Consider the following 18,791-nt stretch of genomic DNA (forward strand, 5'->3'; position numbering starts at 1 on the left):
GATATCAGCCCTGGTACTGACCGGCGGCAACGCGCGGGATGTCCGAGCGATCGAGGCCGATGTCGGCCAGTTCGCGGTCGCTGAGCTGGGACAGCTCGGCAACATTGCGCTGATAGTCCCGGAAGGCCTGGATCATGCGGATGAGCGAGAGCAGCATTGGTAGTCTCCTGTAGTTCGATTCAGCTCTTGCTTTGAGCCTCATCGTTGAAATGAATATAGGTGAGAGTGGTGCAGTGCGAAAGTTCCGATGTTGCGATGCAGCTAAGCGAAGAGCGCATAGCACCGGTAAGAAGCGATTAACCTCTTGGCACTCCCGCCCAACCGCTGGGCGGCAGTGATCGGTTTCACAGCAAACGTCCGTGAAATCACGGGCTTATGTTTGGATTTGCGGTGCCGGCTTGGGTCGAAGTATGTCGCGTTCCCGTGATCCGCAACAGGATGGAATAGCGTCTGGGCCCAAGTCTCGCATGCGCGAATCGCATGATTTGCTCGGAGAAAAAGTGAATTTATATTCATATATCGCGAGGGCCGAAATTGGATCGCCATTGATCCTGAGGCTCTCTGTCGACCTGTTGGTGCCGTGTACACAGCGATGCGTTAGGGCCTCCATTACGAAGTTGTAATGAAAATCAGAAATTTCGCATGCGGCTCTGCGCGGTGCGCAGGATCACGCAGTTCTCGCGCGGAATTTATTGCGGCAAGTTGCCGCAACCGGAGGAAAGTCATGTCGCAGATTCCGGCAATGTCGCCGGTTCTGGCCCAAGGACAAGAGAAGGAAAGTAACATCATGACGAAGTTACTCGGGGTTATCGCAGTCGCCGCTGTTGCACTCGCCGTCGCGCCGGCCCAGGCCGCCAAGCACGCCATGGGCGGCTGCAGCGGGGCCAATCTGGAGAAAACGGAGACCGCGATCGAAAACATGGCCGACGGTGACAGCAAGTTTGTCGCGCAGAAGGAGATCGCTGCGGCTCAGGACTCCCTGCTCAACGGCAAAATGGGTGCGTGCGGCGCGCATCTGAACAAGGCAATGCTCGCCACCATGGGCAAGTAAACGCACCCAAGCGAGGGCCGGTCGCTCGCGATCGGCCCATGCATTTTGTCGCGTGAATTTCAGGGAGCGCGTGCAAGCTGGGCGGCAAAATAGGCGACGGTCTTGGAGTAGACCTCGCTCTTGTTCCACTGCTTGAGCACCTCAAAGTTCGGACTGCCCGGCTGCCAATCCTTGCCCTTCTGCCAGCCATAGCCGGCCAGATAATTGGCGGTGGAGGCGAGCACGTCGGGCGCGTTATGCAGCAGATCGCGCTTGCCGTTGCCGTCGAAGTCGACGGCATATTTCATCCAGGATGACGGCATGAACTGGGTCTGGCCGAGCTCGCCGGCCCAGGCGCCTTTCATGTCGGCAGGCGCAAGATCGCCGCGCTGGACGATGCGCAGCGCATCCAGCAGCTCGGCGCGAAACTGCTCGGAGCGACGGCAATCGTAAGCGAGCGTTGCAAGCGAGCGGATCGTTGCGAACTTGCCCGTGTTGACGCCGAAATCGGTCTCCAGACCCCAGATCGCGACCAGGACCTCGCCGGGCACGCCATAGGCCTGCTCGATGCGCGACAGCACCGAGCCGTATTGCTTCATCCTGTTGGCGCCGCGCTCCAAGCGCGGCGGCACCATGCGGCCGGAGAACTCCTCGAAGGTTTGGGTGAAAACCTTTTGCGAGCGGTCGCGGTTGAGCACGCTCGGATCGAGCGTGACGCCGGCAAGCCCGGCGGTGATGGCCTGCTGCGAGATGCCTTTCGCCGCAGCGTCGGTTTTGAAATCGGCCAGCCAGGCGTCGAAATTGCCCGAGCCGCAGGCAACCGCGGCGGACGCTGGCTGGACTGAGAGAAGGGACGCGGAGACGATGAAGGCTGCGAGAGCAAGACGAGAAATCGTCGGAGTCATCAGATGAAATGGATTTCCGTGAATCGATCTGACCGGCAGCAATAATCTCGGCTGTAACCGCGGCCAAAGCAAGGCGTTCGGCCCTGTCCGAACCGGGCAGGGCCGCACGTCACGAGATTGTCAGGCGTCCGTCCGATTCCGCCACGGGAAGAGGTTGGCGGGGAAGTCGGCGGCCGGCTTGCGCGGCCGATGCGGCGGAGGCGGCACAGGGCGTGCGCCCGGATCCGACACGATCACCTTGCGATAGAGGTGCCACGTGGCGTGCCCGAGCAGGGGGACCACAACGGCAAGGCCGAGGAAGGCCGGGATCGTGCCGAGCGCGAGCAGCACCGCCACGATCAGGCCCCAGGCCGCCATCGGCACCGGGTTTCTCGCGACCACGCGCAGCGAAGTGCTCATCGCCTCGAACGCACCGGCATGGCGGTCCAGCATCAAGGGGAACGACACGGCACTGAGACAGAGTGCGGCGAGCGCGAACAGGAAGCCGGTGCCGCAGCCCACCACGATCAGCCACCAGCCTTGCTGCGTCGTCAGCACGCGCCTGATGAAATCCGAGAATCCGGTGACGCCCTCATAGCCGAACGCCGCGACATAGATCGCCTGCGCGGTCGCGACCCAGGTCACGAACAGCGCGAGCAGCAGCGTGCCGAGACCGAGCATCGCACCGAACGAAGGCGAGCGCAGCACCTCCATGGCATCCCAGGCGCTGGCCTCCTCGTAGCGTTCGCGCCGGCTGGAGAGTTCGTAGAGGCCGAGGGCTGCGAACGGGCCGATCAGAGCGAAGCCCGCGGCCAGCGGAAACAGCAGCGGCAGCACCGAATAGCCCATCACCACGCGGGCGAGCACGAGGCCCAGCACGGGATAGATGACGCACAGGATGATGGCGTGGCTCGGAACCGCCTTGAAATCCTCCCAGCCGCGCCGGAGCGCCTCGTGCAGGTCGGACAGTTGGATGGTTCGAATGACAGGTCCAGCCGCATCAGTGGGCTGGGCCGTCGTGGGTACATTGCCCTGGTAGAGTGTCGCCATGGTCGCTAGCTCCCTTGCCGAGCAGCCGCACTCGGCGCCGGCAAACGGCGCAAGCGGCCGCTCTTCTCTGAGTTTCGCGATTCCAACCAGACGCGAATTCCGGACGGGATCGCGAGTTGAACGCAAAGGCTACTCCCAATTCCGAGTCCTGTCCCTCACGCCTGGGTGAAATTCGATGCCGCAGTGCAATCTCGATGATGTTCATTCGGCCGTCATTTCGCCGCAGATAAGCTCATGCTGGTTGTCGGTTCGCAGAACTTCGCGGGCGCAACGCAGTGACTTCGTCTATAAGGGGCCACTTAAGGCCCTTCCAATGGATCCTTTTCGGGGAAGCAGACATGAGCATTTTCGGGAAAATCATGAGCGCGATCTTCGGCAGCCAGCCGGCTTCCGCCGCGCCGGCCGGTGGCGCAGCGCCGGGCAGTGCCCCCGCTGGGACCGCGCCGGGCGCATCGGCGCCGGCATCAGCGCCCATGGCGGCCGTCGACGTCGCTGCCATCGTCGACAAGGCCGTCGCCGCGCACAAGGGCGAGAAGCTGGAATGGCGCACCTCGATCGTCGACCTCATGAAGGCACTCGACATCGATTCCAGCCTGGCCGCGCGCAAGGACCTCGCCAAGGAGCTCGGCTATAGCGGGGACATGAACGACTCCGCCAGCATGAACGTCTGGCTGCACAAGCAGGTGATGTCCAAACTCGCCGCCAATGGCGGCAAACTGCCGCCGGAGATCAAGCACTGACCGATCCCTCGGTCGTCGAAGGGCCCGCGATTGAGCGGGCCCTTTTGTGTTCAGGCGACCAGATCCGCATCCTCCGGATGCCGGTCGAGATAGTCGACGACGAAGCCGCAGCCGGCGATCACCTTCTTGCCGTCGCGCCGGATCAGCTCGAGCGCGCCCTTGACCAGCTCGGAGCCGATGCCGCGCCCGCGCAGCGCGCGCGGCGTTTCGGTGTGGGTAATGATCACGGCCGATGGCGTCAGCCGGTAATTGGCGAAGGCCATGTCGTTGCCGACATCGAGCTCGAAGCGCCTCCTGTCCTTGTTGTCGCGTACCGAAGCCGCCATGCGGGATCCTTCCAAGCTGCAGATTGCTTCCTGATTTAGGAGCCTGACACGGCCCTTGCCAAGATGAGACCAAGGGAGATCGGCGCAGAGGAGATATATGCAAATGCGCGCCACCGTCACCGCATTGCAGTATGGACCTGGCGCGCCGCGAGCGCGGTCCCGCGACCCCGCAAAAAAATCCCCGATGCCGCTCTTGCAAGCCGGAGTTCGGTTCCCACGTCCTGGAAAGGACATACGCCCGAATGCGGCCGGCAGGGTCGCTAGACATTCGGAGTGTCATGATCGCCAGCCGCAGACGTATGCCTCTTTTGCAGGGGAGGGTACGATGTCGGACTCTGGTTTCTTTAATACTCATCGAACGTGGGAAGACTGGTGCGGGATGCTGCTGGGTGCGGTGATCGTGGTCTCGCCGTGGTTTCCGATTCAGGATCAGGCGATCGCCGGTCACCAGACGGCGATCCTGAACACGGTCGCGATCGGTCTGGTCGTGTTTGGCATCAGCCAACTCGAATACGTCGCCTTGCAGCGATGGCAGGAGGTGACGACGATCCTGGTCGGACTGTGGCTCATCGCCTCGCCCTACGCGCTCGGCTATTCCGGCGAGGGCTTCCTCCGCATCTATCACACGAGCCTTGGTGCGGTGGTGGTGCTGCTCGGCGTTCTCCAGCTGTGGCAGGACTGGGACAGTAATGACCAGGACTTGCTCAAGCACGGACAATAGGTCGTAAGTTGACGGCAGGCCCGCGGCCACGGGCGGCGGGCCTGTGCACTCACCGTGTCACGAGATCCGCATAGTCCGGGTGCTTGTCGATCCATGCCTTCACGAACGGGCATTGCGGGATCAGCTTCAATCCGTTCGCCCGGACCTGGTCGAGCGCGCCTTGCACCAGCTTCGAGCCGATGCCCTTGCCGCCAAGCTCCTTCGGCACATCGGTATGCTCGAAGGTGATGACATCGCCGTCGAGCTTGTAGTGCTCGGTCGCAAGGTGACCCTCCACCTCGAGCTCATAGCGGTGATGGGCCTTGTTGTTGATGACGTCACTCATATCGTTGCCTTGCAGCTGCCGGCCCCGCGCACGAGATCGTAACGCGCGGTCCGGCCGGCGGTTTCCGATCCGCGCCGTTCAATCGGTCGCTTTGGCCAGCCTGGACTCTTCGGCCTGCGGCGGCGGGCGAAGGCAGCCCTGGCAGATGACCAGAGAGCGGTTGACCCTGGCGTCCTGTTCGGCCTCGATGCCGTCCTGCGCCTGCCACCGCTCCTTCGAAGAGGGCTGAGCGTCGGCTTGCGCCCTGTTGCGCTCGGAGCGGGGGGCGGTCCGGGTTGGCTGTGAGGCGCCGCGCAGCCGATTGGGATCCTCGCCGGCGCCATCCCAGGCATAGCGCGCAGGCTTGAAGGCGGGATCGGACGCAAGATGCGCTTGCGGAGAAGCGGCACATCCGGCGAGCGCCAGCGACAACAGGAGGACGGCGGGCGCTTTGACCATGATGGGGCACTCTGTACGCGACAATCGATGAACGTTGCGCCGATCATGTTTAAAATTCCCTGAACGATAATTGCTGCGCTGGCGACAAATGCGCATGCGCTATCTCATCCTCATGCTCGCTCTGTTCGCCTCGGCTGCGCGCGCCGACGACGCAAAGCCGTTCAATCCGGCCGACTATCCGCCCGGCGTGCAGAAGGCGCTGCGCTACGCCAATGAGGAATGCGAGAGCCAGGAGGGTGGCGCGGTGACCTTCGCGCCCAACACCGTGCGCAAGATCGACCTGACCGGCGATGGTCGCGAGGACTACATCGTCGATTTCCAGGACACCAAATGCGGCGATCGCGAGACGACCTATTGCGGAACCGGCGGTTGCGTCATGAAGATCCTGGTGATGCTGCCGGACGACAGCGTGCGCGAGGTGTTCGACGGCTACGTCCTCCGCTACAAGATCATGGCCCCACCGGTAAAGCGCGGCGCCGCGCGCACCATCCGCTTCGATCTGCATGGCAGCTTCTGCGGCGGCTTTGGTGCGCAGGCCTGCTGGAAGACCAGGACCATCACGGCGACGCCTTTCGCGTTCAAGCAGCCGTAGGGCAGGTCCGCGGCAGCCGGCCTTGCAGGGCCGCTGGCGTTGGCGATAAATGGGCTGCAATGAACGGACGGCTCGCGTGCCGCCCGTCGCCCACGAGGAAGCCCGATGCAGCCCCTGCGCATGTCCCGCCGCGTCATGAATCTCGCCTATATGCTGACCCAGAATGCGCGGCGGCATGGATCGCGCCCCGGTTTCGTCTGGGGTGAAAAATCCTGGACCTGGCGCGAGATCGATGCGCAGGTCTCGGCCCTGGCCGCGGCGCTCGCCGCGCGGGGTATTGCAAAGGGGGACCGCATCCTCGTCCATTCCAAGAATGGCGATGAGATGTTCTTTTCGATGTTCGCCGCGTTCCGGCTGGGTGCGGTCTGGGTGCCCACCAATTTCCGTCTGATGCCGGATGAGGTCAGTTATCTCGCGCAGGCTTCCGGTGCAAAGGCGTTCCTGTGTCACGTCGATTTCCCCGAGCACGCCGCGGCCGTGAAGGGCGGCGCAATCGAATTCACCTGGAGTGTCGACGGCAAGGCCGCGTTCGGCGAGCGCTCGGTCGCCGATGCCATCGCCTCGCAGGCCGGCGCGAACGTCGCGAATGTCGCGGTCGAGCACGACGATCCCTGCTGGTTCTTCTTCACCTCCGGCACCACCGGACGCTCCAAGGCGGCGGTGCTGACCCACGGCCAGATGGGCTTCGTCGTCACCAATCATCTCGCCGATCTGACGCCCGGCACGACCGAGCAGGATGCCTCGCTGGTGGTGGCACCGTTGTCGCACGGCGCCGGCGTGCACCAATTGATGCAGACCGCGCGCGGCGCGCGCACCGTGCTGCTGCCGACCGAAAAATTCGACATCAACGAGGCGTTCCGCCTGATCGAGGCGCATCGCGTCAGCAATCTCTTCACCGTGCCGACCATCCTGAAGATGATGGTCGAGCAGCCCGCCGCCGACAAATACGACCATTCCTCGCTGCGTTACGTCATCTATGCGGGCGCACCGATGTATCGTGAGGACCAGAAGGCGGCGCTGAAGAAGCTCGGCAAGGTGATCGTGCAGTATTTCGGCCTTGGCGAGGTCACCGGCAACATCACCGTGCTGCCGGCGGCGCTGCACGATCCGGAGGACGGCCCGCATGCGAAAATTGGCACCTGCGGCTTCGAGCGCACGGGCATGCAGGTGTCGATCCAGGACGACGAGGGCCGCGAGCTCAAGGCCAACCAGAGCGGCGAGATCTGCGTGATCGGGCCTGCGGTGTTCGCCGGCTATTACGACAACCCCGAAGCCAATGCGAAGGCGTTCCGCAACGGCTGGTTCCGTACCGGCGATCTCGGCCACATGGACGAGGAGGGTTTTGTGTACATCACGGGACGCGCCTCCGACATGTACATCTCCGGCGGCTCCAATATCTATCCGCGCGAGATCGAGGAGAAGATCCTGACCCATCCTGGGATCGGGGAGGTCGCCGTGCTCGGCGTGCCCGACGCGACCTGGGGCGAGGTCGGCGTTGCCGTCTGCGTCGTCCGTGAAGGCGCGAAGGCGGTGAGCGAAGCGGAGATGGCGGCGTTCCTGTCGCCGAAAGTGCCGCGCTACAAGATGCCGAAGCGCTTCTTCTTCTGGGATGCGCTGCCGAAATCCGGCTACGGCAAGGTGCCGAAGCGCATGGTGCGCGACGAGCTCGAGGCGCGCGGGCTGCTCGACCTCGACAAGAAGACGGGCTGAGCGCACCAGATGCGGAGCATCAAGCAGCCGGGCCCGCCGCCCCCGGAACGCATCCAATGGGTGGAGGCGAGGGGGCGCGCCTTTTCCTTCACGCTTGAAGCCGGTCTGCCGCTGCTGGAGGCCGCGCGGCGCGGCTTTGCCGCGGAGGGCTTTGCCGGCGGCGTGCTGAACTTTCGCCGCGGCGCGCTGGGGCCGTTCGCCTATGTCATGCCGGCGCTGTCGAAGACCGGCGAAAACGCGGCGTTCTACAGCGACACGTTCCGGCCCGACGGCGTGACGCGCCCAAGGCTCGGCAGCATGACGCTCGGCACGCGCGACGGTGCGCCGTTCTTTCATTGTCACGGCCTGTGGACCGAGGCCGACGGCAAGACGAGCGGCGGCCACATGCTGCCGGACGAGACCGTCGTCGCCGAGCCGTTCGAGGTCGAGGCCTTCGGTCTCGACGGTGCGATGTTCACGGCCGAGCCCGATCCCGAGACCAATTTCAAGCTGTTCGGACCGGTCGCGGCTGCGAGCAACGGCGCGCGCACGACGAGCCGCGCCTTCGCGCTCCGCCTGCGCCCGAACCAGGATTTTGCTGGGTGCCTCGAAGTGTTCTGCCGCGCGCACGGCATCGCCCGCGCGAAGATTCATGGCGGCGTCGGCTCGACCATCGGCGCGCGCTTCACCCATGGCGGCGTCACCGAGCCGTTCGCGACGGAGCTGGCGATCACGGCAGGGACAATCGCACCCGGCGCCTCCGGCGCGCTGGAAGCTGCGCTCGATGTCGCGCTGATCGACTACACCGGCGGCGTTGCGGAGGGCCGTTTGATCCGTGGCGATAATCCCGTGCTGATGACGATGGAGCTGGTGCTGGAGGTGCTGGGCTAGTCGCGGCGAGTGCTCAATGAGCGCGCAGCTTGGCAATGGCCAGGAACGTCGATTGGCTTATCCCTGAGCTCGATCCCTGGAAGAGGTCGAGCAAGGGGGATTGAGCCTGACCGGTGCTCTGGCTGTTCTTGACGTCATACATAGCGGAGAAACGGCCGAGCAGCTTTTCAACCTTCGCGGGATCGGAGAGATCCTTGATCTTCATGAAGCGGTCCACGAACTTGGCTTGGTGATCGATCGGCATCGCAGCCATCGAATCGGGCAGGTTGAACGTGGTCCTGAACACCTCCGAAAGCGCCTTGTCGGCAAGGATGTCGTATGCGGACGTGATTTCCCCCGCCTTGCGCTGGAAATAGAGGGCCAGGCGCACGCCGGGGTTCATGTCGCCTTGCTGCTGTTCCAGGCTTTGCCGGAGATAGTTTGCCTGGGTTTCCCGAAACTGATCTCGTTTCTGAGGCCCCATCGTCGGCAGGCGCGCGACGTTGCCCTTGCTGTCGAAATTGAACGAGGCCGCGATTTCAGCAAAGCGCGGATCGCTCTCCGTGTTGGCGAAGCTCTTTGGATTGCTCAGATCGGAATTGAATATCTTCTTGAGATATTCGGTGCTGATTTTCCCTGGCTGCAGACCCTTGGCGACGAGAATGAAATCGACCATTTTCCTGTTTGCGAGCAAATCGGAAACGCTCTCGATGTCTGCGATGGCTTCCCGATAAGATGTCGCGTCTTTCGCGGCTTGGGCCCGAACCGCAGCTTGCTCCTGAGGGCTCGCCTGTCTGATCATCGCGGTGACGTAGTCCTTCGCAATCTGGAGGACCTCGCTCGGGTCCTGGGCCACCAGGGGCGTGGTCAGATTGCCCTTTGCATCGAAGTTGAAGGCGCGCGCGAGCTGAACATATCGATCGTCCTTGAGGGTATACACGAAGCTCTTGGGGTCGTTGAGATCGCTTTCGAGGACGGCTTTGACGGTGTCCTGCGAGACTTCCTTGGAATCGAGGCCGACGGCCCCGAGAGCAAAATCATACACGGCCGGTGTCGATACGAACGCCTGGATCGAATCGATGGTGAGGATGGCCGTTCTGAACTGCCTGATTGCGAAGGCTTCGTTCAGCGGGCTTGCCGCCGAATAGATGGCGGCCTTGCTGTCGTCGAACCGCTGTTTCGTGAGCGCGACGTTTGCGGCAGTCTGCGCAGGCACGCCTGCCGGAAGCGACCCGTCAGGCGCAAACTCGAATGCGCCGGCCAAATCCACGAATTCGCCGATCGTGCCTATCTGGTCATTGAGGCTGGAAATGCTCTTCGTGTACGACTCCAGGTGATATTTTTCGACCAGGATCTGGACCTTCAACTGGGTCACGTCAGCGCCTGGTTGCGAGAGTTGAGCCGTGTAGTCGGCGATCTTTGCATTGGCGGCGCTCACGTCCGATTTGGCTTGAGCGAGCTGGGCGTTCAGGCCGGTCAACTGAGACGCGAAGGTGGTGTTGACGTAGCTGCTTGGATCGGATGGATCGCTGCGCAGAACCTGACTTATGGTGTCGCGCGGCCACTTGCCTTGATCGATTCCGAATGCGGAATAAACGTAGTTGCGGAGACGGTCGTCGTTCAGGAGCTGGTCTGCACCGGTGATGTTGCTGATTTGGGCGCTGTAGTATTTGGTGTCGTCGCAAGTGCATCGACCTGGCTCTTCTTGGTCGCGGTGTACAGTCCGATCATCTCGTCGGTCTGGTCCTCCGATTGCGCAACAGGCGTTGTTCTGCCGTTGAAGGAGAATGCCCCGGCAAACTCCCGGTAACGCTTATCGACCAGCTTGTTGACAAAGCTCTTTGCGTCGGAGAGGTCGCTCTCCAGGACCTTTCTCATGAAAGCCTTGGCATAGGCCATATCTTCCAGGCCGTATGCCTTCATAGCAAAGTGATACAGGCGATAATCATTCATGAGATCGTCGACGGTCTTCACCTTGCCGATGTTGGCTTTGTAATAGGCGGCCTCTCGCGAGACGTCGGGTTGCTGTTCGACCCGCGTCAGGGACTGCTTGAGATGGCGCGAAATGTAGTTGTAGCTGAAATACGTTGATACCATCGCGCATTTCTTGCGGCTTGGCGGTCCCGGACCTCCGTCAATCATTGCGGGGGCGCGAGGTGGGTGCTGGCCTCATGTCAGCAGACTGTCTCAAGCTGTGTCCCGAGCGGATTCCGTGACACAGCTTTAAGTAGTGGGCCTTATCGTAGTTTCGCACGGCGCTTGTATTTCTATTTGTGTCTGGACGTGTCTCAAATGCAGCTTTCGCGAGGGTTGTGTTCCTGGTATGTTCCGATTGCGTGAATGGATCGGAATGGGGGCAGCTGGGCATGAGCCGAAGGGGCAGTCGAACGGTCAACCTGCCGGCGCCATATCTGAAGCGGGTTTGGCTCGACCTCTCGCGCGTCCACGATCGAGAGGTCTATCCGTTTTGCCTGCCGATCTTTCCGGATGATTTCGAGCTCAATTTCGACGCGCCCATCACGATCATCGTGGGAGAGAATGGCAGCGGCAAATCGACGATTCTCGAGGGGATCGCGGCGCTCGCCGGCTATGACGACGCCGGTGGTGGGAAGGGGTACATGCCTGTCGACCACACCGAGGCGCGGGAGAAGATGGGCGGACAGCTTTCCAGCGCGTTGCGCGCGAGCTGGCTGCCGAAGATCACCAATGGTTGGTTCTTCCGCGCCGAAAGCTTTTTCTCGGTTGCGCGGTATCTCGACAAGGCCGCACGCGACGCCGGTCAGGTCGGCCCGGACTTCCTGTCGCACTCCCATGGTGAGGGCTTCCTGCGCTTCTTCGAGGAGCGGTGCCAGCGCCAGGGCATCTTCATATTCGATGAGCCGGAATCGGCGCTGTCGCCGGCGCGCCAGATCGAATTCCTCAAGTTGCTGCGACGCATGGACGCGTCCAGCATATGCCAGGTCATCATGGCGACCCATTCGCCGATGCTGATGGCCTATCCCAACGCGCAGCTGCTGCGGCTCGGGAAGTACGGGCTGGAGCCTGTTACGGTGGAGCAGACCGATCACTACCGGCTCATGCGCGAGTTCTGCGAGGATCCGCGCGGGTTCGTGGAGGCGACGCTGGGGGAGTAGGTAATGGGGCCTGCGCTCTCTCCATCGTCATTGCGAGGAGCTCTTGCGACGAAGCAATCCAGAGTCTTTCCGCGTAATGAGTCTGGATTGCTTCGCTACGCTCGCAATGACGGAGAGGAGGGGCCTGCATCGAACTAAAAATCGTCTTAATACCGGACACAGGCCCGCATCCTCGCGGCAGATTCCGCCCGAGCTTTGTTAATTCACCACCCTCAAGAGTGCCGAGGGCGCAGGGAAGGCCGGGTGCCGGCTGGCACCCGCGGTCCACTGTGCGAAGCGTGTGCTTGAAAAAGCTGCATAGCGGCATACAGGTGAAGCCAAACATCCGGCCTTCCCTGCGCAGTGGGTTGACGGCTTATGTCGTGCTCTCCCCGGGGAGCGATGCACTATTGCCCCCGTCGTCTTGCGGATGACTGACGGTGCGAGCCCGGTCGGGCCGCAACGTCACCGCAAGCCTTGGCGCACAGACCCCGGGCGCCAGGACCACACGATTTTGCCGTACGCAGACTGCGCCCGTCGTGTGCGCGCATCGCCTGCTCACGGAGTGACCCGCCCTGCAAACCGCCTGCGCGCGACGCTGCCTGCGTCCACCGCCTCCCATCCCGCGTTCGTGACGATCGCGATGCGCCCCTCGGCCCGGGTTGGGGTGGCCTCAACATGCGATAATTCCGAATTCGCGTAAAGCGAATTATTTCGGCGTGGCCGGGTTGACCCCGGTCTGGTGTTTTGTCCGCCCGGCAGCTCAATCAATGGTGTGCATTGCCTTTGCCACTGCGGTGCCACGAACGGGTCTCCCCATGGCCCAAAAATGCGCTAGCATGACCTCAGCGCGCCTCAAGTCGCGCAGGTTGAGAAACGAGGAAACGACATGAGGATGAGAAGCGGACCGGCGCTCGCCGGGGTGGCGGCGCTGGCGGTGGCGGGGATGGCTCTGATGACCGCCTTCGAGCCGGTCCGGGCCCATGGGCCGACGCGGCAGAAGGTGCGGGAATCCATCGAGATCAACGCGGCCCCGGCCAAGGTGTGGGCGGTGATCGGCAATTTCCAGGACATGAGCTGGCTCCAGCCGGTCACCAAGACCGAAGGCGAGAAGGGCAACGAGATCGGCGCGACGCGGAAACTCACCTTGACGGGCGGCGCCATTGTCGAGGAGGAGCTCTACAAATACGAGCCCGACATGCAGAGCTATTCGTACCGGATCACCAAGGTGGACGTGAAGGTGCTGCCGGTGACCAATTATTCCTCGACCCTGACGGTCTCGCCCGCGCCGGACGGCAAGGCGAAGCTGGAATGGGCCGCCGCGTTCTATCGCGGCTATCCCAACAACGACCCGCCGCCGGAGCTGAGCGACGAGGCCGCGATCAAGGCCGTGAGCGGGCTGTACAAGGCCGGGCTCGAGGCGCTCAAGAAGAAGATCGAGAGCGGTAGCTGATCGTGCGCGCGCTGGTTCTGGCGGCCCTCGCCGCCAGCCTTTGTCATGCGAGCCTCGGCAGCGCAGCCGCCGAGGAGGCGTTCGTCACCAACCAGCTCAGCGACGATCTGATGGTCGTGGACCTCGCCACTGCGCGCGGGGTTGCGACCATCCCGATCGGCGGCAAGCCGGCAGGTATCGCCGTCAGCGCGGACGGGCGCTTTGCCTATGTCACGAGCCCGGATGCCAAGGCGGTGACGGTAGTGGACGCAGCGACGCGGCAGGTCGCAGGCCGCATCGAGGTCGGCGGCGGGCCGCTCGGCATTGCGGTCGCGCCCGACGGCAAGGCGGTCTATGTCGCCGATTGGTACGCCGCCGCGGTGCGGGTGATCGATACGGCCTCGCGCAGCGTTGTCGCCAGCATCGCGGTCGGCGCCTCGCCCTCGGGTCTTGCGGTGACGCCCGACGGAAAGCTGCTGCTCTCGGCCGACCGCGACGACGATACCGTCTCCGTGGTGGACACGGCGACGCGCCAGCGCAAGGCGGTGATCAAGGTCGGCACCCGCCCGTTCGGCGTCACCATCGATGCCGAGGGCAAGCGCGCTTACACGGCCAATGTCGGCTCCGACGATGTCTCCGTGATCGATATCGCAGAGGCTCGCGAGATCGGCCGCGTGCCGGCCGGCATGCGCCCGTATGCGGTGGCGCTGACGCCGGGGCGCGGTTTCGTCAGCGACCAATATGGCGGCACCGTCAGCGTGTTCGATCTGGCGAGCCTCAAGCCGGTCAAGCGCATCAATGTCGGCGATTATCCCGAAGGGATCGCGGCAACCGCCGACGGCAAGCGCGTCATCGTCGCCTGCTGGGAAAGCAACACGCTCAGCATCATCGATGCGGTCGAGCTGAAGGTGACCGGCGAGATCAGGACCGGCGACGGCCCGCGCGCGTTCGGGGCGTTCTTGCGCAGGACGGAGTAGGTGTGGTCGCGTAGGGTGGGTTAGCGTCAGCGTAACCCACCTCTTTGGTGTCCGCGGTGACCGAAGTGGTGGGTTACGCCAAGCGGTCTCCGCTTCGCGCAGTCCGCAAGGCTAACCCACCCAACGGATCCGGCACAACACATCCGCAATCTCATCCATCCGGTCGAACACATGATCCGGCCCCAGCGCCCGCAATGCCGCCGGTGCCGCATAGCCCCAGCACACGGCGCCGCAGGCAATTCCCACGGCCCGCGCCGCCTCGATGTCGCGAACCTCGTCGCCGATCGAAATCACCTTGCTGGGCTCGACACCCGCTCGGCGGATGACCCGGCGGAATTTCGCGGCCTTGCCGAACAGCGACGCAGAGCAGTCGAAATGCGCGAACAACGCCGCGGCAGGCCCAAGCTTCTCGCGGGCATTGGCCTCGCTGTCAGAGGTCACCAGCGCCAGCTGCACGCCGTTCTGGGCCAGCGTCCGCAGCATCGTCTCGACGCCCGCAAACAGCGAGATCTCGGAAGCGGCCTCCGCCTTCAGCCGCCGCGCATGCCGCGCGATCGCCGGCAGCTTCCACAAGGGCACTTCGAGCCGGGCGAGGATCTCGCGGCTCGAGGCATGCCGCAGCTCCTCGACATCCTCATCTTTTACGCGGCGAAAGTCGAAGCGGTCGGCGACATCGTTGATGGTGCGCAGGAACCAGGGGAAGCTGTCGGCCAGCGTGCCGTCGAGGTCGAAGATGGCGAGGGAATAGGGCACGTGAAAGGGATGCCGTTCGATCATCCAGTTATTGAACTAGGATTTCCACACAGTGTCTTCGGTCCAACCAAGTTCGGCGAATTCGCTGGCGCGGAGCGATGCTTCTCCCTCTGCAAAGAACTCGTCAAGCTGAGGCGGTGCGACGCTTGTTTCGGACAGCATGGCATGCGCCTGTCCGCGATGATGAATTTGATGCTGGAAAAGATGCATGAGCAGCCGGTCGCGGCGTTCGGCCTGCACGGTCGCGTCGCGGTTGATACTCACAACGGTATTGAGACTCTCGGGCGTCAGTGCATCGCAGACAGCAATCAAGCGCTCGTCGACTGCGGCTTGCGCCGGCTTGAGCGTGACGAGGGAAGGGTACGGCACCTCGTTCTCCCAGGCCGCCGGGCCCAACCAACCGCCCTCCAGCGCATCGACATAGAAGAGATCAATGACATGGATGTGGTTTAGCGTGCGCTGAAGACTTGGAAAGAACCCGGTTCGCTCGGCCTCGAAGTCAACCTGAGACAGAGCAGCGCAAGCCGTGAGCAGCCGATGGTTTGCCCAGGCATTGTTATGAGCGAGCGCACGAAAGGTTTGCACAAGTCCGGCAGGCAAAGTTCATTCTCCCTCAGACATGTGCGTCATCACATTCCGGACGCGCAACCTACTCCGCCGCCTCGCTCGCCGCGCGTCTCCGCTTCGGCTTTCGCGCCTTCTCCAGCACCGGGGCCAGGAATTTCCCCGTATAGCTCCGCGGCGCCTTCGCAATATCTTCCGGCGGGCCCCAGGCGACGATCTCGCCGCCGCTGTCGCCGCCTTCGGGGCCCAAGTCGATGACCCAGTCGGCGGTCTTGATGACTTCGAGATTGTGCTCGATGACGACGACCGTGTTGCCCTGCGCGACCAGCTCGTGCAGCACCTCCAGGAGCTTCTTGACGTCGTGGAAGTGCAGGCCGGTGGTGGGCTCGTCCAGGATGTAGAGCGTGCGGCCGGTGGCGCGTTTTGACAATTCCTTTGCCAGCTTGACGCGTTGCGCTTCACCGCCCGAGAGTGTCGTCGCCTGCTGGCCGACATGGATGTAATCGAGCCCGACGCGGTGCAATGTCTGAAAAGTCTCGCGCACGCGCGGCACCGCCTTGAAGAACTCGGCGGCTTCCTCGACGGTCATGTCGAGCACGTCGGCAATGCTCTTGCCCTTGAACAGCACCTCCAGCGTCTCGCGGTTGTAGCGCTTGCCCTTGCAGACGTCGCAGGTGACGTAGACGTCGGGCAGGAAGTGCATCTCGATCTTGATGACGCCGTCGCCCTGGCAGGCTTCGCAGCGGCCGCCCTTGACGTTGAAGGAGAAGCGGCCCGGCTCGTAGCCGCGCGCCTTCGCTTCCGGCAGACCGGCGAACCATTCGCGGATCGGCGTGAAGGCGCCGGTGTAGGTCGCAGGATTCGAGCGCGGGGTGCGGCCGATCGGCGACTGGTCGATGTCGATGATCTTGTCGATGTGCTCGAGGCCCTCGATGCGGTCGTGCGGGGCGGCGCCCTCGCTGGCGTTGTTGAGCTTGCGGGCGATGGCGCGGTAGAGCGTATCGATCAGCAGCGTTGACTTGCCGCCGCCGGACACGCCGGTGACGCAGGTGAACAGGCCGAGCGGAATCTCTGCCGTGACGTTCTTGAGGTTATTGCCGCGCGCGTTCACCACCTTGATGGTGCGGCGGTGGTTCGGCGGACGCCGCTCCGGCACCTCGACCTCGAGCTCGCCGGTGAGGTACTTGCCGGTCAGCGATTTCGGGTTGCGCATGATCTCGGCGGGCGTGCCTTCGGCGACGATGTTGCCGCCATGCATGCCGGCGCCGGGGCCGATGTCGAGGACGTAATCTGCAAGGCGGATGGCGTCCTCGTCATGCTCGACCACGACCACGGTGTTGCCGAGATCGCGCAGGCGCTTCAGCGTATCGAGCAGGCGCGCGTTGTCGCGCTGGTGCAGGCCGATCGAGGGCTCGTCGAGCACGTAGAGCACGCCCGTGAGCCCCGAGCCGATCTGCGAGGCCAGGCGGATGCGCTGGCTCTCGCCGCCGGACAGCGTGCCGGAGGAGCGCGACAGCGTCAGATAATTGAGGCCGACGTCGAGCAGGAAGGTGAGGCGCTCGCGGATCTCCTTCAGGATGCGGCCCGCGATCTCGTTCTGCTGCGCGTTCAGCGCCTCCGGCACGGTCTCGAACCATGCGCCGGCGCCCTTCACGGACAGCTCCGAGATCTCGCCGATATGCTTGCCGCCGACCTTGACGCAGAGCGCCTCGGGCTTGAGTCGAAAGCCTTTACAGCCCTCACAGGGCACGTCGTGGAAATATTTCGCCAGCTCCTCGCGCGCCCACTCGCTCTCGGTCTCGCGGTAGCGGCGGTTGATGTTGGTGATGACGCCCTCGAACGGCTTCTTGGTGTCGTAGGAGCGCACCCCGTCCTCGTAGGAGAACTTGATCTCGTCCTCGCCCGAGCCGTAGAGGAGCGCGTTTTGCGTCTTCTTCGGCAGGTCCTTCCACTTGGTGTCGAGCGTGAACTTGTAGTGCTTGCCGAGCGCGGTCAGCGTCTGCACGTAATAGGGCGATGACGATTTGGCCCAGGGCGCGATCGCGCCCTTGCGCAGCGTCAGATCCTTCTCGGGGATGACGAGGTCCTCGTCGACATGCTGCTCGACGCCGAGACCGCCGCAGGCGGGGCAGGCGCCGTAGGGATTGTTGAAGGAGAACAGGCGCGGCTCAATCTCGGGGATGGTGAAGCCGGAGACCGGGCAGGCGAACTTTTCCGAGAACAGGATGCGCTCGGGGCCGCTCTTGTCGTGGATCTTTGCGGTCTTCTTCTTCTCCTCCGCAGGGGCAGCCGCCGCGGGCGCATCGGCGAACTCGACAACGGCGAGGCCTTCGGCGAGCTTCAGCGCAGTCTCGAAGCTCTCGGCGAGGCGTTGGCCGATATCGGCGCGCACCACGATGCGGTCGACGACGACGTCGATGTCGTGCGGGAACTTCTTGTCGAGGCTGGGGGCTTCCGCCAGCTCATAGAAGGTGCCGTCGATCTTGACGCGCTGGAAGCCCTTCTTGAGCCATTCGGCGAGCTCCTTCTTGTACTCGCCCTTGCGGCCGCGCACGACGGGGGCGAGCAGATAGAGGCGCGTGCCCTCGGGCAGCGCCAGCACGCGGTCGACCATCTGCGAGACGGTCTGGCTCTCGATCGGCAGGCCCGTGGCCGGCGAATAGGGCACGCCGACGCGCGCCCAGAGCAGGCGCATGTAGTCGTAGATCTCGGTGACGGTGCCGACGGTGGAACGCGGGTTCTTCGACGTCGTCTTCTGCTCGATCGAGATCGCCGGCGACAGGCCGTCGATCTGGTCGACGTCGGGCTTCTGCATCATCTCCAGGAACTGACGGGCATAGGCCGACAGCGATTCGACGTAGCGGCGCTGGCCCTCGGCATAGATGGTGTCGAAGGCGAGCGAGGATTTGCCGGAGCCGGAGAGGCCGGTGAACACCACCAGCTTGTCGCGGGGAATCTCGACGTCGATATTCTTGAGGTTGTGCTCGCGCGCGCCGCGGATCGTAATTGCGCGCAGGCTCGAGCCCGCGTTCTGTTGTTGGCGCTTCGCCCTGATCACTTCGTCCATCCCAGAGGTCCTCGAGGAATCCAAAGACGCGCGATCGCGCCAATGCAAAAGGCGCGCTTCGCCCGGAACCGGGATCGGCGCCGATGGGTATGGCAGCGAACGTAGGAAGAACGGCGGCGGATTTCCAGTGGGACTTGCGAATCGTCAACGGATTGTTGGCGCGCTGGCGGCATCTGGCAGCAGGAGCGCTGCGGAACCGCTCTCGGAACAGCCCGCCCAA

Annotated in this window: 18 protein-coding genes and 1 pseudogene; 9 read left to right on the top strand and 10 right to left on the bottom strand. The window is 63.4% G+C overall.

The genetic code is table 11. The annotated features are described in order from the left end of the window. Positions 1–4: 4 nt before the first annotated feature. Positions 5–157 carry a DUF1127 domain-containing protein gene (locus XI05_RS24715; RefSeq protein WP_007590701.1) on the bottom strand — a complete coding sequence of 51 codons (153 nt, stop codon included), beginning with the start codon at positions 155–157 and terminating at the stop codon, positions 5–7. Positions 158–724: 567 nt separating this feature from the next. Here XI05_RS24715 and XI05_RS24720 point away from each other — a divergent pair. Then, on the top strand, positions 725–1,051 hold the full coding sequence (locus tag XI05_RS24720) for a hypothetical protein (protein WP_271506671.1): 327 nt from the start codon (positions 725–727) through the stop codon (positions 1,049–1,051). Between the two features lie 59 nt (positions 1,052–1,110). Here XI05_RS24720 and XI05_RS24725 read toward each other — a convergent pair whose 3' ends face one another. Then, positions 1,111–1,935, bottom strand: coding sequence for a lytic murein transglycosylase (locus XI05_RS24725; RefSeq protein WP_271506674.1), 825 nt, complete (start codon positions 1,933–1,935; stop codon positions 1,111–1,113). Positions 1,936–2,055: 120 nt separating this feature from the next. Next, positions 2,056–2,964, bottom strand: a complete 909-nt coding sequence (locus XI05_RS24730; RefSeq protein ID WP_271506677.1) for a DUF2189 domain-containing protein — start codon at positions 2,962–2,964, stop codon at positions 2,056–2,058. A gap of 338 nt (positions 2,965–3,302) precedes the next feature. Between XI05_RS24730 and XI05_RS24735 the strand changes: the two genes are divergently transcribed. Then, the gene (locus XI05_RS24735) at positions 3,303–3,704 is read left to right on the top strand and encodes a DUF3597 domain-containing protein (protein ID WP_211401963.1); all 402 of its coding nucleotides are present in this window, start codon (positions 3,303–3,305) and stop codon (positions 3,702–3,704) included. A gap of 50 nt (positions 3,705–3,754) precedes the next feature. Here XI05_RS24735 and XI05_RS24740 read toward each other — a convergent pair whose 3' ends face one another. After that, the gene (locus tag XI05_RS24740) at positions 3,755–4,030 is read right to left on the bottom strand and encodes a GNAT family N-acetyltransferase (RefSeq protein WP_172783691.1); all 276 of its coding nucleotides are present in this window, start codon (positions 4,028–4,030) and stop codon (positions 3,755–3,757) included. A gap of 325 nt (positions 4,031–4,355) precedes the next feature. Here XI05_RS24740 and XI05_RS24745 point away from each other — a divergent pair, with 325 nt between their 5' ends. After that, entirely contained in the window at positions 4,356–4,751 is a 396-nt protein-coding gene (locus XI05_RS24745; RefSeq protein WP_271506680.1) for an SPW repeat domain-containing protein, read from the top strand. A gap of 49 nt (positions 4,752–4,800) precedes the next feature. Here the strand turns inward: XI05_RS24745 and XI05_RS24750 are convergent, their stop codons facing one another. Together XI05_RS24750 and XI05_RS24755 are read right to left on the bottom strand one after the other, a co-directional pair. Continuing rightward, complete coding sequence (locus tag XI05_RS24750) at positions 4,801–5,076, bottom strand: GNAT family N-acetyltransferase (protein WP_271506684.1); 276 nt, start codon at positions 5,074–5,076, stop codon at positions 4,801–4,803. A gap of 78 nt (positions 5,077–5,154) precedes the next feature. Further along, positions 5,155–5,610 (bottom strand): hypothetical protein, encoded by a 456-nt coding sequence (locus XI05_RS24755; RefSeq protein WP_271506686.1) that lies wholly within the window; start codon positions 5,608–5,610, stop codon positions 5,155–5,157. Here XI05_RS24755 and XI05_RS24760 point away from each other — a divergent pair. From XI05_RS24760 to XI05_RS24770, 3 genes are all read left to right on the top strand, one after another. Continuing rightward, positions 5,609–6,106 (top strand): hypothetical protein, encoded by a 498-nt coding sequence (locus XI05_RS24760; protein ID WP_271506688.1) that lies wholly within the window; start codon positions 5,609–5,611, stop codon positions 6,104–6,106. The two genes, XI05_RS24755 and XI05_RS24760, sit on opposite strands and share 2 nt — an antisense overlap. A 105-nt stretch (positions 6,107–6,211) precedes the next feature. Then, entirely contained in the window at positions 6,212–7,816 is a 1,605-nt protein-coding gene (locus XI05_RS24765) for an acyl-CoA synthetase (RefSeq protein WP_271506690.1), read from the top strand. 9 nt (positions 7,817–7,825) lie between these two features. Beyond that, positions 7,826–8,686: a PCC domain-containing protein gene (locus XI05_RS24770; RefSeq protein WP_271506692.1), complete on the top strand. Its 861-nt coding sequence runs from the start codon at positions 7,826–7,828 to the stop codon at positions 8,684–8,686. A 13-nt stretch (positions 8,687–8,699) separates the two neighbouring features. Here XI05_RS24770 and XI05_RS24775 read toward each other — a convergent pair. Continuing rightward, positions 8,700–10,762, bottom strand: a pseudogene (locus tag XI05_RS24775) (DUF1217 domain-containing protein). Positions 10,763–11,031: 269 nt separating this feature from the next. On the opposite strand from XI05_RS24775, the gene XI05_RS24780 reads away from it, so the two are divergent. The 3 genes from XI05_RS24780 to XI05_RS24790 all read left to right on the top strand — a co-directional run bounded on the left by XI05_RS24780 (position 11,032) and on the right by XI05_RS24790 (position 14,187). Further along, positions 11,032–11,799 (top strand): AAA family ATPase, encoded by a 768-nt coding sequence (locus tag XI05_RS24780; RefSeq protein ID WP_271506696.1) that lies wholly within the window; start codon positions 11,032–11,034, stop codon positions 11,797–11,799. An 868-nt stretch (positions 11,800–12,667) separates the two neighbouring features. Then, on the top strand, positions 12,668–13,231 hold the full coding sequence (locus XI05_RS24785; protein WP_271506699.1) for an SRPBCC family protein: 564 nt from the start codon (positions 12,668–12,670) through the stop codon (positions 13,229–13,231). A 2-nt stretch (positions 13,232–13,233) separates the two neighbouring features. Then, on the top strand, positions 13,234–14,187 hold the full coding sequence (locus tag XI05_RS24790) for a YVTN family beta-propeller repeat protein (protein WP_271506700.1): 954 nt from the start codon (positions 13,234–13,236) through the stop codon (positions 14,185–14,187). A 111-nt stretch (positions 14,188–14,298) separates the two neighbouring features. On the opposite strand, the gene XI05_RS24795 is transcribed toward XI05_RS24790, so the two are convergent. From XI05_RS24795 to uvrA, 3 genes are read right to left on the bottom strand one after another with little or no spacing between them, the layout of a single operon-like run. Further along, a complete protein-coding gene (locus tag XI05_RS24795; RefSeq protein ID WP_271506902.1) occupies positions 14,299–14,940 on the bottom strand; it encodes an HAD family hydrolase in 642 nt (213 codons plus the stop codon). Between the two features lie 36 nt (positions 14,941–14,976). Further along, a complete protein-coding gene (locus tag XI05_RS24800; protein WP_271506703.1) occupies positions 14,977–15,540 on the bottom strand; it encodes a DinB family protein in 564 nt (187 codons plus the stop codon). A gap of 49 nt (positions 15,541–15,589) precedes the next feature. Further along, a complete protein-coding gene (uvrA, locus tag XI05_RS24805; protein WP_271506706.1) occupies positions 15,590–18,571 on the bottom strand; it encodes an excinuclease ABC subunit UvrA in 2,982 nt (993 codons plus the stop codon). Between the last annotated feature and the right edge of the window lie 220 nt (positions 18,572–18,791).

It is taken from the genome of Bradyrhizobium sp. CCBAU 11357, assembly GCF_028128865.1.
Taxonomy (GTDB): domain Bacteria; phylum Pseudomonadota; class Alphaproteobacteria; order Rhizobiales; family Xanthobacteraceae; genus Bradyrhizobium.

Bases quoted from the DNA above. Each gene is read 5' to 3' on its own strand.
- XI05_RS24715 (WP_007590701.1), bottom strand. From the start codon at position 157: ATGCTGCTCTCGCTCATCCGCATGATCCAGGCCTTCCGGGACTATCAG.
- XI05_RS24720 (WP_271506671.1), top strand. From the start codon at position 725: ATGTCGCAGATTCCGGCAATGTCGCCGGTTCTGGCCCAAGGACAAGAG.
- XI05_RS24725 (WP_271506674.1), bottom strand. From the start codon at position 1,935: ATGACTCCGACGATTTCTCGTCTTGCTCTCGCAGCCTTCATCGTCTCC.
- XI05_RS24730 (WP_271506677.1), bottom strand. From the start codon at position 2,964: ATGGCGACACTCTACCAGGGCAATGTACCCACGACGGCCCAGCCCACT.
- XI05_RS24735 (WP_211401963.1), top strand. From the start codon at position 3,303: ATGAGCATTTTCGGGAAAATCATGAGCGCGATCTTCGGCAGCCAGCCG.
- XI05_RS24740 (WP_172783691.1), bottom strand. From the start codon at position 4,030: ATGGCGGCTTCGGTACGCGACAACAAGGACAGGAGGCGCTTCGAGCTC.
- XI05_RS24745 (WP_271506680.1), top strand. From the start codon at position 4,356: ATGTCGGACTCTGGTTTCTTTAATACTCATCGAACGTGGGAAGACTGG.
- XI05_RS24750 (WP_271506684.1), bottom strand. From the start codon at position 5,076: ATGAGTGACGTCATCAACAACAAGGCCCATCACCGCTATGAGCTCGAG.
- XI05_RS24760 (WP_271506688.1), top strand. From the start codon at position 5,609: ATGCGCTATCTCATCCTCATGCTCGCTCTGTTCGCCTCGGCTGCGCGC.
- XI05_RS24755 (WP_271506686.1), bottom strand. From the start codon at position 5,610: ATGCGCATTTGTCGCCAGCGCAGCAATTATCGTTCAGGGAATTTTAAA.
- XI05_RS24765 (WP_271506690.1), top strand. From the start codon at position 6,212: ATGCAGCCCCTGCGCATGTCCCGCCGCGTCATGAATCTCGCCTATATG.
- XI05_RS24770 (WP_271506692.1), top strand. From the start codon at position 7,826: ATGCGGAGCATCAAGCAGCCGGGCCCGCCGCCCCCGGAACGCATCCAA.
- XI05_RS24780 (WP_271506696.1), top strand. From the start codon at position 11,032: ATGAGCCGAAGGGGCAGTCGAACGGTCAACCTGCCGGCGCCATATCTG.
- XI05_RS24785 (WP_271506699.1), top strand. From the start codon at position 12,668: ATGAGGATGAGAAGCGGACCGGCGCTCGCCGGGGTGGCGGCGCTGGCG.
- uvrA (WP_271506706.1), bottom strand. From the start codon at position 18,571: ATGGACGAAGTGATCAGGGCGAAGCGCCAACAACAGAACGCGGGCTCG.